This is a genomic window from Vibrio gazogenes (genome assembly GCF_002196515.1).
Lineage (GTDB): Bacteria > Pseudomonadota > Gammaproteobacteria > Enterobacterales > Vibrionaceae > Vibrio > Vibrio gazogenes_A.
The window spans coordinates 2,424,943-2,439,067 of sequence record NZ_CP018835.1; the positions used below are offsets into that span (position 1 = coordinate 2,424,943).

Below are 14,125 nucleotides of genomic sequence, written 5' to 3' on the forward strand. Positions count from 1 at the left end.
TAGATAATGCACTCTTACTGGCTGAACGACAGCGAAATCCGAATCATTTTACTCAGCTTCCGAGAGGCATAAGATTTTAAAAAATACATGTTTCAACGAAAAATTATAGTGATTCGATTAAAAAAACAAGTTTTTCATAGGTAATTTCAGTGTGATTATCGTTAGATATTTGATCCGAGAGACACTAAAAAGCCAATTGGCGATTTTTTTCATCCTCTTTTTAGTATTTTTGAGCCAAAAATTTATCCGAGTTCTGGCTGATGCATCCGATGGCGAGATCCCCGCCAGATTGATCTTTTCGATCGTTGGATTAAATATGCCAGCGATGGGGCAATTGATGCTGCCATTAAGCTTATATATCGGTATTTTGATTACCTTTGGTCGGCTGTATGCGGAAAGTGAGATTACGGTGATGAACGCAACTGGCATCGGTAATAAATTTCTGGTGCGCGCGGCATTATATCTGGCGATCATTACCGCCAGTGCAGCAGCCGTTAATTCGCTCTGGTTGTCACCGTGGAGTCAGGATCGTGAAGCGCTGTTGATGGATAAACTCGCAGCGGAGAATAGTGTTGATTTACTTCAGGAAGGGCACTTTCAGCGCACGCCGGATGGTTCTTCCGTGGTGTTCATCGATGATATCGAAGACAGGAAACTACGCAATGTATTTGTGGCGCAGTTGACACCGAAAGACTCGATATTGCCCAGCGTTATTTTTTCTGATTCGGGAAATGTAAAAGAACTTAAAGATGGTCGTCAGATCATCAGCTTACAGCACGGTACCCGTTATGAAGGGATTCCGACGCAGGTCAGTTACATGGTGACCAAGTTTGATGAATATGAAGGCTTGATTGGTCAGCGCAAGGTTGAAAACCGGGGACGTGACTGGGAAGCCATACCAACGCTGGAACTGTTGAGGAACCCAGATAGACATGCCCAAGCTGAATTACAGTGGCGAATTTCTCTGTTCATTTGTATCCCGCTTTTGACCATGCTGGTTGTTCCGCTGTCCGCTGTGAATCCTCGGCAAGGGCGATTCGCCAAAATGGGTCCTGCGATTTTAGTCTATTTGACTTATTTCTTAGCGATCAGCGCAACGAAATCAGCCATTGAAGATGGTGGGGTTCCCTCTGGTGTCGGGATGTGGCCGCTGAATGCTGCATTACTGGCGACCGCCATATTAATTAATAGCCTGGATAGTGTATTTGTCCGCCGGTTGAAAGATCGGTACAGACAGAGAAAGGTGGCAAGTCGTGTTTAAGATTTTAGATTTATACATAGGCCGAACGATCATTGCGACAACCAGTTTAGTACTGGTTACTTTTGTCGGCTTATCCGGGATTATCAAGTATGTTGAACAACTGCGAAAAGTCGGTCAGGGGAGTTATGACCTGATTAAGGCGTTGTATTTTGTGGTGCTGAGTATTCCTAGGGATATCGAAATGTTTTTCCCGATGGCCGCTTTACTGGGGGCTTTGATTGGTCTTGGGATGCTGGCGGCCAGTTCCGAACTTGTGGTGATGCAGGCTTCCGGTTTTTCTAAACTCGATATCGGGCTCTCGGTGCTGAAAACAGCAGTACCATTGATGATTGTGATTACTTTATTAGGGCAGTGGGGGGCCCCTCAAGCGCAGAAGATGGCACGTGATTTACGTGCATTTGCCACGTCTGGTGGTCAATTGCTTTCTGTTCGGATGGGGGTTTGGGCCAGAGATACCAATGATTTTATTTTTATCAACAAAGTCAATGATGACAAACTATACGGTTTGAATATCTGGCGTTTTGATGAGCACAAGAAGCTGCGTGAAGTGATTTTTGCCACCGAGGCAGACTATGAAACAAGTAACCAGCAGTGGGAAATGAAGAACGTCCATATCACCAATATGAGTGATGACGTTGTCATCTCGAAACAGGAGTTCTCCACTTATCCGTGGCACACTTCTCTTGAACCCAATAAATTAGCGGTTGTGACAGTCAAACCAGAAGAACTCTCCCTCAGTGGTTTGTATGACTACGTGCATTACCTGAAAATATCGGAACAGGATACGTCCCGTTATGAGTTGGCCTTATGGCGTAAAGTCACCCAGCCTATTTCGATTGCAGTAATGATGTTGATGGCGCTTTCGTTCATCTTTGGCCCGTTGCGTAGTGTGACGATGGGGGCAAGAATCTTGTCAGGTGTGATCGCCGGTTTTACCTTTTATATTTCCAGTGAGTTTTTTGGGCCACTGAGTCTGGTATACGGTTTCCATCCGGCAATCGGGGCGATAGCCCCCAGTGTCGTTTTCCTCTCGGTTGCATTAGTGCTGTTGCGTCGGAAATTGTAGTCTCTCTTCGTGGCGTCAACGCGCCTTATGACTTATCCTTGGGGATGACATAGAGGTTGGTTTTAGCCCAAATATCATGGAATCCCCGCTTCTGAGGATCGAGCGGGACAGTCAGGTTCGATAGCCCAAATCCAGAAGTAAATAAGCGAATTAGTGCTTGTGTGATGGTGATGGGCGTCCCATCTTCATTGCTGACAACCAGACGCCACGCTTTCATTCCAAGTGTTTGTCCTTTTTGAGTCCAAAACCAAACAAAAAAACCGATCCAGATAATTGCCAGATAAGCGGTAAATATAGAACTCCAGAATGGATGGTGTGTTAAAAAGCTGCTGACATCTTTGTAGGCACCATAATGGATTAGACCAATGGCAACCATCGCTTCAAGAATGGCAACGATCACTCCTGCTGCCAGAATTTCTAAGACTAAAATCAGACAAGTATCGTAAATAAGTGCGCCAATGCGGCGGGTAAAGCCAGCGGTTTGTAGATGAGGTTGATGTGACATCGTTTATCTATATCTCAGTAAAATAATTCCCGAGAGGATAGTCATTATTGCGAGGGTAAAAAAGAGGGGAAACCGAGTAAATTGCTATTTGTGGTGAAATAATCAGCAATCAATTGAATTTTAGCTTTTTTTCGATTTTTATTATTGCGCTGATTCATTTCTTCCGTATAATTCACCTCACTAAAGGGTTAGCCCTTAATGCCGGTGTGGTGAAATTGGTATACACGACGGATTCAAAATCCGTTGCCTTCGGGCGTGGCGGTTCAAGTCCGCCCACCGGTACCATACATAGAAAGGTCGCTTTTATAGCGGCCTTTCGTCGTTTTAGGTGTTTGAAAATGTTCGATTTTTCAGGTGCTTATCTTAGTTTCCCTTTCTTGTTATCAACGCTTTTCTCGCTCTATTGAACTCTCTTTATCCGCCTTAAAATTTCTCCCATGGTCCATTCATGGTTCATCACATGACGATTCTGTGCGCAAGGCAATCCCAGTAAATCCAACAAATGCAAACTTCTGTCATCTCACAAGCCAGTATTATCAAGGGTTTCGAGCGAGAAGAACCATGGTACGACCATGGTGACTTTACGGTGCTATGCGGTTTTGGTTTGGGTTTTATGGAACAACGGATCGTTTTGATGGATAGTCGAAAAGTTAGTTTGAGGTAGGCGGTTTTGCGGTGTGTGTTGGAAGGGCGTTGGGGAAATATAAGACATTTCAGCCATGTTGGTTACTGTCGCAGTTTGACAATACTTTATATGCTTAAATTTGCATTAAGTCTATTAGCAGCCGAGGTTAACCTTATTTATGGGAAGGAAAATATATAAATACTTGGGACCCGATATATTACCTTTAGCTTTTAATGAGAAAGGTAGTGTTAGCATAAAGTTCTCTCTTCCAAAAGATTACAATGACCCGTTTGAGTTGTTTCTGTCAATTGACCCTTCGCAAACAAAACCGGAACTACTAGCATTTTACAGAGATATTGTGCAAGAGATTCCGCAACACCCTACTACGTGCTTTTCTAAGTCTCCTATCGTCACCCCAATGTGGGCGCATTATGCTTCTAACTTAACTGGATTTGTTCTTGAATTTGATGAAGAACTATTAATGAATTTTGTAAATGGCTCGTACGTAACAGATGTTAAGTATCTCAATGAAACATCTTCGGAGGTTCGCGAGCAGCTTGAAAGAGCTTACTATGTAGGGAAGCCTAGGCATGCAATGTGGTTGAATCAGGCGGCTGGTCATATAGCTTATTTTAGCAAACATATATGCTGGAGTTATGAGGAAGAAAGACGGTTAGTGATCAATAGTGCAGACTTGGATAAGCTGGATCTAAATATGCTCTTACGTGTGCCCTCAGAGTGTGTAACTGCTGTTATTGCTGGCGCTCGAGTTAGTGAGGATAATTTTCAAAGGAGCGTTGGAATAGCAGATAGTATTAGATGTAAACATTACGGTCTATTTATCGGGAAAAGCTATAAACAGCCTTTCTTGAAAGATTTATCTGGTGCGAGTTACGTTTTCCGTGAGAATTGTATTGTCAGTACTGAATCGTATTGCGGACATTGTAAAGAGCCTGTCGAAGATTCTATAAATGATTTGTGTGCTTGGTGTGCTATCGACGATATCCATATAAAAGATGCTATGGCTAGAAATCCCCTCAGGATGATGCATGAGATTGGGCGTCTTGACCAATATATTGAGCGTTTTAACTCAATAGGAAAGAAATAGTTCCTGGTGAACTTCGATTGATTGTTTTTTGACCTTTTTCACAGTTGGTGTTTTCCTTATATGTTTAAGTTTTTATTCAATTTTAAGCATATGAGGTATGTATGGATAATTATCACATAACCAAAGATGGTGAGCAGTGGAAGCTTAAAAAGGAAGGTGCAGATAGGGCATCTAAAGTCGCTGATACTAAAGAAGAAATCATTAAGCAGACTCGTGAGTTTATGGAAGATAAAACTGCTTCTGTAAAAATTCACAAAGAAGATGGTAAGTTTCAGGAAGAGAGGACTTACCAGCGAAAAGATGATCCTAGGTCTAGTAAAGGGTAAAAGGAGGTAATGCAATGCCTGACAATTTAAAGCGAACACAACCAGAAGATCCGAAGAAAATTAATTTGGCACAAGCTTGGGAAGTTGATTATTGGACCAAAGCTTTAGGTGTGTCAGAAGCTAGATTACGCCAAGCGGTGAAAGCTGTAGGTGTGATGGTTTCTGATGTGAAAATTTACCTTGGATTGTAATAAACTGAAATAAAACCAGTATCTTACATATATTATTTACTAGCTTAATAATTATGTAAGGTACTGATTATGAATAGTGAAACCCGTCTGACGGTATCCTTCCTCAACAACCTTAAACCCAATCCGGCTAACGCCAAATCCACCGATTACGAAGTTAATTTATCCTCGATGAAAGACTCAGGATTACCTACTGGCGTTCGCTGCTTAGTGGGTAAATCCGGTGGTAAACGCTTCCTGCTGCGTTATACCAGTCCGGTAACAGGCAAGAAGGCATCTATTGGTCTTGGTAAACACCCTGAAACCGACCTATCCACATTGCGCAAAACAGCCAAAGAGTATCGCCAGCAAATTATTGAAGGGGGTTCTACCCATATTTGTACACAAAAAGTGTTGAATGTTGAGGGGTAAACTCAATCTCCTATAAATATATACCCAAGTAACCTGAAACTGCATCTTGAGATCATTTGGGTATCGAGGGAAGCCTCGGCTTCCCTTTTTCCTACCGATGCATATGTTGCGCCTGACGCCACTTCAATTGTTCAAATCAGTTTTTACCCACCAAAAAATGGTTCTGTATTTTTTACTTGATTGTTTTCCTTAAATTACATCAATTTTGTGATCTTAATTCCTTTAACATTTTGAGTTTTTTATCATACAGTAATGCTCTGCATTATTGAGCCGTAGTGTTCTGGTTGATGAACGAATGACCTGACTTGTGGGCAGATGCTGTTGCATACATCTACAATGTGAAAGTCATGGATAGTTCTTATAGATAAGAGTGTTAATTCGATTGTGGCAAATATAAAAATAACAGTAGACAGATTACAGCCGGGATTACACATCCGCTTGCCCGTGAAGTGGAATGATCACCCCTTTTTGTTGAATAGTTTTAAAATCAAAAACCAAGATCAGATTAATATTATTAAGCATCTTGGTATTCAGCATGTTTATTTGAATCCCGCTCAAAGTGATACCCAACCATTGCCTCTGCAAACATTGAAAAGTGAAGGTAATGATGACCCAACGCCGTCAGAGGATGAATCAGCCATTGATGATGAGGCTAAAAAACTCTGGCAAGAGAAAGAAAGCCGGATTGATAAACTGAAAGCCTACCGTCGTCGTGTTGTTCGTTGTGAAAAAGAATTCGAACGCTCTCTGGCCCGGATTCGAAGTGTGATGAATAAGATTCGCAACCGTCCTCAGGATGCAGTGGAGGAAGCCTCCCAATTGGTGGCGGATGTTGTTGATGAGTTGTTGTCTGAAGATAGTGTGACTCTCCATCTGATGAACAGTAAAAGTGAGTTTGAAGATATCTATTTTCATTCGCTGAATGTGTCTGTGATTGCAATGATGATTGGCCGGGTTAAAGGGTTTGATGCAGAGAAGATCAGAGAGTTAGCTTTTGCTGCGTTGTTCCATGATATCGGTAAAATTAAAGTGCCAGCTGCCATTGTCAGGAAACAGACACCACTTACGGAACCGGAAAAAAACTACCTGAAGCAACATACACGTTATGGTATTGACATTGCCAATGGTATTGAAGGATTTCCAGAGAGCGCGAAACGGGTGATTAGTCAGCATCATGAGCAGATGGATGGTTCCGGTTATCCTGAAGGGCTGAAAGGTGATGATATCGATGAGTTAGCGCAGATTATTGCTGTAGCAAACGCTTTTGATTCACTGTGTCATTGCAATATAGTCAGTGAACAGAAAATTCCTTATGCCGCACTATCGCATTTATATAAAAACTGCCGAAATTTATACAATTTTGATAATTTAAGCATTTTAGTGAAGTTTATGGGCGTTTATCCACCGGGGACGGTTGTGCAATTATCAAATGACATGGTTGGTCTGGTGATTTCGATTAACTCAAATGATTTACTTTATCCGAGTGTCCTGATTTATGACCCATCAGTGCCAAGGACGGAAGCGCCAATTGTGGATTTGGCAGAGAAAGAGTTAACGATTGTCAATGTCATTTTACCAGCAAAACTACCGGATAAAGTGCGTGAATATTTGAACCCTCGTTCACGGATTTCGTACTTTTTTGATAGTGATGATCAGTAATTGTGTTTGAAAAAACAGCAAATCATAAAAAAATCCAAATCATCCATAAAAAGTGTTTGACTCTAAGATTTATCTCGTTAGAATGGCCGCCTCTTCGAACGGAGAACGTTTTGAAGAATCGCTCTTTAACAATATAGACCAATCAATCTGTGTGGGCACTCGTCGATAAATATCCAATAAGATTTTATCAATGAACCGAGTGACCAATATCAAGTTGGAAAACAGTTTTCTGTTATCTGACAAGAGCACAGTCAATTCAACATTACTTATGTAATGTCACTTTTTGCTTCTGCTTTTTTAAAAGCGGAGACGAAAAGCAGTATTCATTGAGCCGACACTTTGGTGTCACAAAAACTTTAATTGAAGAGTTTGATCATGGCTCAGATTGAACGCTGGCGGCAGGCCTAACACATGCAAGTCGAGCGGTAACAGAAAGAAGCTTGCTTCTTTGCTGACGAGCGGCGGACGGGTGAGTAAAGCCTGGGAAATTGCCCTGATGTGGGGGATAACCATTGGAAACGATGGCTAATACCGCATAACGTCTACGGACCAAAGAGGGGGACCTTCGGGCCTCTCGCGTCGGGATATGCCCAGGTGGGATTAGCTAGTTGGTGAGGTAAGGGCTCACCAAGGCGACGATCTCTAGCTGGTCTGAGAGGATGATCAGCCACACTGGAACTGAGACACGGTCCAGACTCCTACGGGAGGCAGCAGTGGGGAATATTGCACAATGGGCGCAAGCCTGATGCAGCCATGCCGCGTGTATGAAGAAGGCCTTCGGGTTGTAAAGTACTTTCAGCAGTGAGGAAGGGTGTAGCTTTAATAGAGTTACATTTTGACGTTAGCTGCAGAAGAAGCACCGGCTAACTCCGTGCCAGCAGCCGCGGTAATACGGAGGGTGCGAGCGTTAATCGGAATTACTGGGCGTAAAGCGCATGCAGGTGGTTTTTTAAGTCAGATGTGAAAGCCCGGGGCTTAACCCCGGAGTTGCATTTGAAACTGGGAGGCTAGAGTACTGTAGAGGGGGGTAGAATTTCAGGTGTAGCGGTGAAATGCGTAGAGATCTGAAGGAATACCGGTGGCGAAGGCGGCCCCCTGGACAGATACTGACACTCAGATGCGAAAGCGTGGGGAGCAAACAGGATTAGATACCCTGGTAGTCCACGCCGTAAACGATGTCTACTTGGAGGTTGTGGCCTTGAGCCGTGGCTTTCGGAGCTAACGCGTTAAGTAGACCGCCTGGGGAGTACGGTCGCAAGATTAAAACTCAAATGAATTGACGGGGGCCCGCACAAGCGGTGGAGCATGTGGTTTAATTCGATGCAACGCGAAGAACCTTACCTACTCTTGACATCCAGAGAAGCCGGAAGAGATTCTGGTGTGCCTTCGGGAGCTCTGAGACAGGTGCTGCATGGCTGTCGTCAGCTCGTGTTGTGAAATGTTGGGTTAAGTCCCGCAACGAGCGCAACCCTTATCCTTGATTGCCAGCACTTCGGGTGGGAACTTCAGGGAGACTGCCGGTGATAAACCGGAGGAAGGTGGGGACGACGTCAAGTCATCATGGCCCTTACGAGTAGGGCTACACACGTGCTACAATGGCGTATACAGAGGGTTGCCAACTTGCGAAAGTGAGCGAATCCCAAAAAGTACGTCGTAGTCCGGATTGGAGTCTGCAACTCGACTCCATGAAGTCGGAATCGCTAGTAATCGTGGATCAGAATGCCACGGTGAATACGTTCCCGGGCCTTGTACACACCGCCCGTCACACCATGGGAGTGGGCTGCAAAAGAAGCAGGTAGTTTAACCTTCGGGAGGACGCTTGCCACTTTGTGGTTCATGACTGGGGTGAAGTCGTAACAAGGTAGCGCTAGGGGAACCTGGCGCTGGATCACCTCCTTACGAAAAGATATTTGAGATGAGTGTCCACACAGATTGATTTGGTTTATGTAGAGTGCATTGCAATATGATTTTTCTGAGTTCGAGGAAGGCAATTGACGAAGGAAGGCGTTTACTGTTGTAAACAACTGACTGAGGATAAGCCGCCTGACACGGAAATAAGAGAAAGCATGAAGCAAGAAATTGTCCCGTTCGTCTAGAGGCCTAGGACACCGCCCTTTCACGGCGGTAACAGGGGTTCGACTCCCCTACGGGATACCACTTCCCTAGTGAAGTCTGGGTCGTTAGCTCAGCTGGTAGAGCAGTTGGCTTTTAACCAATTGGTCACAGGTTCGAATCCTGTACGACCCACCATTTTCCTCCTGTTTGAGGAAACGCCTGAAAGTGGGCGATTAGCTCAGTTGGGAGAGCACCTGCCTTACAAGCAGGGGGTCACTGGTTCGAACCCGGTATCGCCCACCACTTTCTAACTATTTTTGGCTCGACAACTCAAACCAGCGGTTTTAACCGATGTGGTTCGATTTTGTGGCGCTGAAAGTCATTAGAAAGTGTTGCTTGAAGTAACAAGTATTGCACTTTGCTCTTTAACAATTTGGAAAGCTGACAAAATAATGTGTGTTTCTTTGGAAACAGACGATTATTTGTAAAAGTTCTCAATCCTTTCTCGAAAGAGAAAGACCAACACAATCAAGTGTTCTTGGAATGACACGATTTAGTGTCTATTCAATTGAGTCCGGCAAAACCAGTCTCTCACTCATGTAAAATAATGAGAGACACCTAGGTTACTGATAATGCAGCTCGAAACTTCTTCGGGTTGTATGGTTAAGTGACTAAGCGTACACGGTGGATGCCTTGGCAGTCAGAGGCGATGAAGGACGTACTAACTTGCGATAAGCGTAGATGAGGCAGTAAGAGCCACTTGAGTCTACGATTTCCGAATGGGGAAACCCACATGCAGCAGCATGTATCATCAGGTGAATACATAGCCTGATGAGGCGAACCGGGAGAACTGAAACATCTAAGTACCCCGAGGAAAAGAAATCAACCGAGATTCCGAAAGTAGCGGCGAGCGAAATCGGAGTAGCCCTTAAGCTTTTACAGCGTTAGGTGAAGTGTCTGGAAAGGCACGCGATAGAGGGTGATAGCCCCGTAACCGAAGGCGTTGTTTAAGTGAAAACGAGTAAGGCGGGACACGTGATATCCTGTCTGAAGATGGGGGGACCATCCTCCAAGGCTAAATACTCCTGACTGACCGATAGTGAACCAGTACCGTGAGGGAAAGGCGAAAAGAACCCCTGTGAGGGGAGTGAAATAGAACCTGAAACCGTGTACGTACAAGCAGTAGGAGCACCTTCGTGGTGTGACTGCGTACCTTTTGTATAATGGGTCAGCGACTTATATTCAGTGGCAAGGTTAACCGATTAGGGGAGCCGTAGCGAAAGCGAGTGTTAACTGCGCGTTTAGTCTCTGGATATAGACCCGAAACCGAGTGATCTAGCCATGGGCAGGTTGAAGGTTGAGTAACATCAACTGGAGGACCGAACCGACTAATGTTGAAAAATTAGCGGATGACTTGTGGCTAGGGGTGAAAGGCCAATCAAACTCGGAGATAGCTGGTTCTCCCCGAAAGCTATTTAGGTAGCGCCTCGGACGAATACTACTGGGGGTAGAGCACTGTTAAGGCTAGGGGGTCATCCCGACTTACCAACCCTTTGCAAACTCCGAATACCAGTAAGTACTATCCGGGAGACACACGGCGGGTGCTAACGTCCGTCGTGGAGAGGGAAACAACCCAGACCGCCAGCTAAGGTCCCAAATTACAGCTAAGTGGGAAACGATGTGGGAAGGCTCAGACAGCTAGGATGTTGGCTTAGAAGCAGCCATCATTTAAAGAAAGCGTAATAGCTCACTAGTCGAGTCGGCCTGCGCGGAAGATGTAACGGGGCTAAGCTGTAAACCGAAGCTGCGGCAATGCGATTTATCGCATTGGGTAGGGGAGCGTTCTGTAAGCCGTTGAAGGTGTGTTGTAAAGCATGCTGGAGGTATCAGAAGTGCGAATGCTGACATGAGTAACGACAAGGGGGGTGAAAAACCTCCCCGCCGGAAGACCAAGGGTTCCTGTCCAACGTTAATCGGGGCAGGGTAAGTCGACCCCTAAGGCGAGGCTGAAAAGCGTAGTCGATGGGAAACGGGTTAATATTCCCGTACTTGTTGTGAATGCGATGGGGGGACGGAGAAGGCTAGGTGGGCCTGGCGACGGTCGTCCAGGTTCAAGTGCGTAGGCTGTGGGATTAGGCAAATCCGGTCCCACAATAGGCTGAGACACGATGTCGAGCATCTACGGATGTGAAGTCATTGATGCCATGCTTCCGGGAAAAGCCTCTAAGCTTCAGTTCACAAGAAATCGTACCCCAAACCGACACAGGTGGTCGGGTAGAGAATACCAAGGCGCTTGAGAGAACTCGGGTGAAGGAACTAGGCAAAATGGTACCGTAACTTCGGGAGAAGGTACGCTCTTGACGGTGAAGTCCCTCGCGGATGGAGCTATTGAGAGTCGCAGATACCAGGTGGCTGCAACTGTTTATTAAAAACACAGCACTGTGCAAAATCGTAAGATGACGTATACGGTGTGACGCCTGCCCGGTGCCGGAAGGTTAATTGATGGGGTTAGACTTAGGTCGAAGCTCTTGATCGAAGCCCCGGTAAACGGCGGCCGTAACTATAACGGTCCTAAGGTAGCGAAATTCCTTGTCGGGTAAGTTCCGACCTGCACGAATGGCGTAATGATGGCCACGCTGTCTCCACCCGAGACTCAGTGAAATTGAAATCGCTGTGAAGATGCAGTGTACCCGCGGCTAGACGGAAAGACCCCGTGAACCTTTACTACAGCTTGGCACTGAACATTGAGCCTACATGTGTAGGATAGGTGGGAGGCTTTGAAGCAGTCACGCTAGTGATTGTGGAGCCGACCTTGAAATACCACCCTTGTATGTTTGATGTTCTAACTTGGCCCCGTTATCCGGGGTGAGGACAGTGCCTGGTGGGTAGTTTGACTGGGGCGGTCTCCTCCCAAAGAGTAACGGAGGAGCACGAAGGTGGGCTAATCACGGTTGGACATCGTGAGGTTAGTGCAATGGCATAAGCCCGCTTAACTGCGAGAGTGACGGCTCGAGCAGGTGCGAAAGCAGGTCATAGTGATCCGGTGGTTCTGAATGGAAGGGCCATCGCTCAACGGATAAAAGGTACTCCGGGGATAACAGGCTGATACCGCCCAAGAGTTCATATCGACGGCGGTGTTTGGCACCTCGATGTCGGCTCATCACATCCTGGGGCTGAAGTCGGTCCCAAGGGTATGGCTGTTCGCCATTTAAAGTGGTACGCGAGCTGGGTTTAGAACGTCGTGAGACAGTTCGGTCCCTATCTGCCGTGGGCGTTGGAGAATTGAAAGGGGCTGCTCCTAGTACGAGAGGACCGGAGTGGACGAACCTCTGGTGTTCGGGTTGTGATGCCAATCGCATTGCCCGGTAGCTAAGTTCGGAATCGATAACCGCTGAAAGCATCTAAGCGGGAAGCGAGCCTTGAGATGAGTTCTCCCTGGCGCTTAAAGCGTCCTGAAGGGTTGTTCGAGACTAGAACGTTGATAGGCAGGGTGTGTAAGCGCTGTGAGGCGTTGAGCTAACCTGTACTAATTGCCCGTGAGACTTAACCATACAACACCGAAGGGGTTTTAGGGCTCATAAGAGACTTGATTGTGTAGAGAGAATCAGCTTTTCGAATTGAAAGAATTTGCTTGGCGACGATAGCGTTTTGGACCCACCTGACTCCATGCCGAACTCAGACGTGAAACGAAACAGCGCCGATGGTAGTGTGGGGTCTCCCCATGTGAGAGTAGGACATCGCCAGGCTTTAATTTATTGTTTGTCTAACTGAAGCTTGATGCTTTTGATAGCTGCGATGCTCATGTGCACTTGCACACTGCGCGTCTCACTTCAAAATCCTCAGCGCACAGCGACAAACGTCTCAATGAAGCAATGAGATTGTAAGACTTTATTGAGTAAATGTCTGTAGAGACAAGCTATTACCCAATTTGCTGATATAGCTCAGGTGGTAGAGCGCATCCTTGGTAAGGATGAGGTCCCCAGTTCGAGTCTGGGTATCAGCACCATTATACAGAATATTAAATTTTGTTTAGCGGCCATAGCGTTTTGGACCCACCTGATTCCATGCCGAACTCAGAAGTGAAACGAAACTGCGCCGATGGTAGTGTGGGGTCTCCCCATGTGAGAGTAGGTCACTGCTAAACACCAATTGAAAGCCCTGACGATGTCAGGGCTTTTTTCGTATGGTTTTATTCATTCGTTTATTTTCTCGATGATTTATCTGCAAATAAAGAAAAAGCTGATGTATGACATCAGCTTTCAATCACTTCTATAAAATGGCTTTGTATGCGTCTAGCTATTACCAGTCGGTACTTTTTAGTTTAAGAAGCTTGGGATTTTTGATTCATATTCGGCAATTTTATCTTCATGCTGAAGTGTCAGGCCGATATTATCCAATCCGTTTAGAAGACAATGGCGACGGAATTCATCGATTTCAAAACTGTACTCTTTACCATTTGCCGACACTTTCATCGCTTCCAGATCAACGGTAATCTCAGCGCCTTCATTGGCTTCAACATACTGGAAAAGCGCATCGACTTCACTTTCTTTCAGGCGAACCGGCACCATTTGGTTGTTGATTGAGTTGCCGTAAAAAATATCAGCAAAGCTTGGTGCTATCATCACCTGAATCCCGTAATCAGCCAAAGCCCATGGTGCATGTTCACGGGATGAACCACAACCAAAGTTCTCACGAGCTAGCAGAATACTTGCTCCCTGATAACGGGGGGCATTCATCACAAACTCAGGGTTGGGTTGTTGACCGGCATCATCTAGGAAGCGCCAGTCATGGAATAGATGTTTACCAAAACCGATACGGTTTACTTTTTGTAAAAACTGCTTCGGGATAATCGCATCAGTATCGACGTTCGCTGCATCCAGCGGAACGACTAAACCTGTATGTTTTTTAAATCCTGACATCA

General features: G+C 45.5%; 9 protein-coding genes, 5 tRNA genes and 4 rRNA genes. 16 read left to right on the top strand and 2 right to left on the bottom strand.

Features of this window, described 5'->3' with window-relative positions:
* Positions 1-151: 151 nt before the first annotated feature.
* Positions 152-1,261: an LPS export ABC transporter permease LptF gene (lptF, locus tag BSQ33_RS11035; protein ID WP_021020244.1), complete on the top strand. Its 1,110-nt coding sequence runs from the start codon at positions 152-154 to the stop codon at positions 1,259-1,261.
* The gene (gene lptG, locus BSQ33_RS11040) at positions 1,254-2,327 is read left to right on the top strand and encodes an LPS export ABC transporter permease LptG (protein ID WP_021020245.1); all 1,074 of its coding nucleotides are present in this window, start codon (positions 1,254-1,256) and stop codon (positions 2,325-2,327) included. Before lptF ends, lptG begins: the two co-directional genes overlap by 8 nt.
* A gap of 25 nt (positions 2,328-2,352) precedes the next feature.
* Here lptG and BSQ33_RS11045 read toward each other — a convergent pair whose 3' ends face one another.
* On the bottom strand, positions 2,353-2,832 hold the full coding sequence (locus BSQ33_RS11045) for an RDD family protein (RefSeq protein WP_021020246.1): 480 nt from the start codon (positions 2,830-2,832) through the stop codon (positions 2,353-2,355).
* A gap of 200 nt (positions 2,833-3,032) precedes the next feature.
* Here BSQ33_RS11045 and BSQ33_RS11050 point away from each other — a divergent pair.
* The 14 genes from BSQ33_RS11050 (at position 3,033) to rrf (BSQ33_RS11115) (ending at position 13,348) form a co-directional block, all read left to right on the top strand.
* A tRNA-Leu gene (locus BSQ33_RS11050) sits at positions 3,033-3,117 on the top strand.
* Between the two features lie 518 nt (positions 3,118-3,635).
* A complete protein-coding gene (locus tag BSQ33_RS11055; protein WP_088134104.1) occupies positions 3,636-4,565 on the top strand; it encodes a DUF2971 domain-containing protein in 930 nt (309 codons plus the stop codon).
* A 101-nt stretch (positions 4,566-4,666) separates the two neighbouring features.
* The gene (locus BSQ33_RS11060) at positions 4,667-4,891 is read left to right on the top strand and encodes a DUF2188 domain-containing protein (RefSeq protein ID WP_039549956.1); all 225 of its coding nucleotides are present in this window, start codon (positions 4,667-4,669) and stop codon (positions 4,889-4,891) included.
* A gap of 14 nt (positions 4,892-4,905) precedes the next feature.
* Complete coding sequence (locus BSQ33_RS11065; protein WP_014204399.1) at positions 4,906-5,082, top strand: DUF3606 domain-containing protein; 177 nt, start codon at positions 4,906-4,908, stop codon at positions 5,080-5,082.
* Between the two features lie 69 nt (positions 5,083-5,151).
* The gene (locus tag BSQ33_RS11070; RefSeq protein ID WP_232471919.1) at positions 5,152-5,490 is read left to right on the top strand and encodes an Arm DNA-binding domain-containing protein; all 339 of its coding nucleotides are present in this window, start codon (positions 5,152-5,154) and stop codon (positions 5,488-5,490) included.
* 384 nt (positions 5,491-5,874) lie between these two features.
* Positions 5,875-7,149, top strand: a complete 1,275-nt coding sequence (locus BSQ33_RS11075; RefSeq protein WP_039837390.1) for an HD-GYP domain-containing protein — start codon at positions 5,875-5,877, stop codon at positions 7,147-7,149.
* Between the two features lie 357 nt (positions 7,150-7,506).
* Positions 7,507-9,048, top strand: a 16S ribosomal RNA gene (locus BSQ33_RS11080).
* Between the two features lie 182 nt (positions 9,049-9,230).
* Positions 9,231-9,306: transfer RNA gene (locus BSQ33_RS11085), tRNA-Glu, on the top strand.
* 17 nt (positions 9,307-9,323) lie between these two features.
* Positions 9,324-9,399, top strand: a tRNA-Lys gene (locus tag BSQ33_RS11090).
* Positions 9,400-9,431: 32 nt separating this feature from the next.
* Positions 9,432-9,507: transfer RNA gene (locus BSQ33_RS11095), tRNA-Val, on the top strand.
* 358 nt (positions 9,508-9,865) lie between these two features.
* Positions 9,866-12,755, top strand: a 23S ribosomal RNA gene (locus BSQ33_RS11100).
* 79 nt (positions 12,756-12,834) lie between these two features.
* Positions 12,835-12,950, top strand: a 5S ribosomal RNA gene (gene rrf, locus BSQ33_RS11105).
* Positions 12,951-13,134: 184 nt separating this feature from the next.
* Positions 13,135-13,210: transfer RNA gene (locus BSQ33_RS11110), tRNA-Thr, on the top strand.
* 22 nt (positions 13,211-13,232) lie between these two features.
* Positions 13,233-13,348: ribosomal RNA gene (gene rrf / locus BSQ33_RS11115) — 5S ribosomal RNA — on the top strand.
* The 16S, 23S and 5S rRNA genes sit together here with 4 tRNA genes alongside, the layout of an rRNA operon.
* Before the next feature lie 172 nt (positions 13,349-13,520).
* Here rrf (BSQ33_RS11115) and leuD read toward each other — a convergent pair.
* Complete coding sequence (leuD, locus tag BSQ33_RS11120; protein WP_027694213.1) at positions 13,521-14,123, bottom strand: 3-isopropylmalate dehydratase small subunit; 603 nt, start codon at positions 14,121-14,123, stop codon at positions 13,521-13,523.
* Positions 14,124-14,125 lie beyond the last annotated feature (2 nt).

What these genes read in the sequence shown, in the direction of transcription:
- BSQ33_RS11065 (WP_014204399.1), top strand. Translation starts at nt 4,906, where the DNA reads ATGCCTGACAATTTAAAGCGAACACAACCAGAAGATCCGAAGAAAATT.
- BSQ33_RS11045 (WP_021020246.1), bottom strand. Translation starts at nt 2,832, where the DNA reads ATGTCACATCAACCTCATCTACAAACCGCTGGCTTTACCCGCCGCATT.
- BSQ33_RS11055 (WP_088134104.1), top strand. Translation starts at nt 3,636, where the DNA reads ATGGGAAGGAAAATATATAAATACTTGGGACCCGATATATTACCTTTA.
- leuD (WP_027694213.1), bottom strand. Translation starts at nt 14,123, where the DNA reads ATGTCAGGATTTAAAAAACATACAGGTTTAGTCGTTCCGCTGGATGCA.
- BSQ33_RS11070 (WP_232471919.1), top strand. Translation starts at nt 5,152, where the DNA reads ATGAATAGTGAAACCCGTCTGACGGTATCCTTCCTCAACAACCTTAAA.
- BSQ33_RS11060 (WP_039549956.1), top strand. Translation starts at nt 4,667, where the DNA reads ATGGATAATTATCACATAACCAAAGATGGTGAGCAGTGGAAGCTTAAA.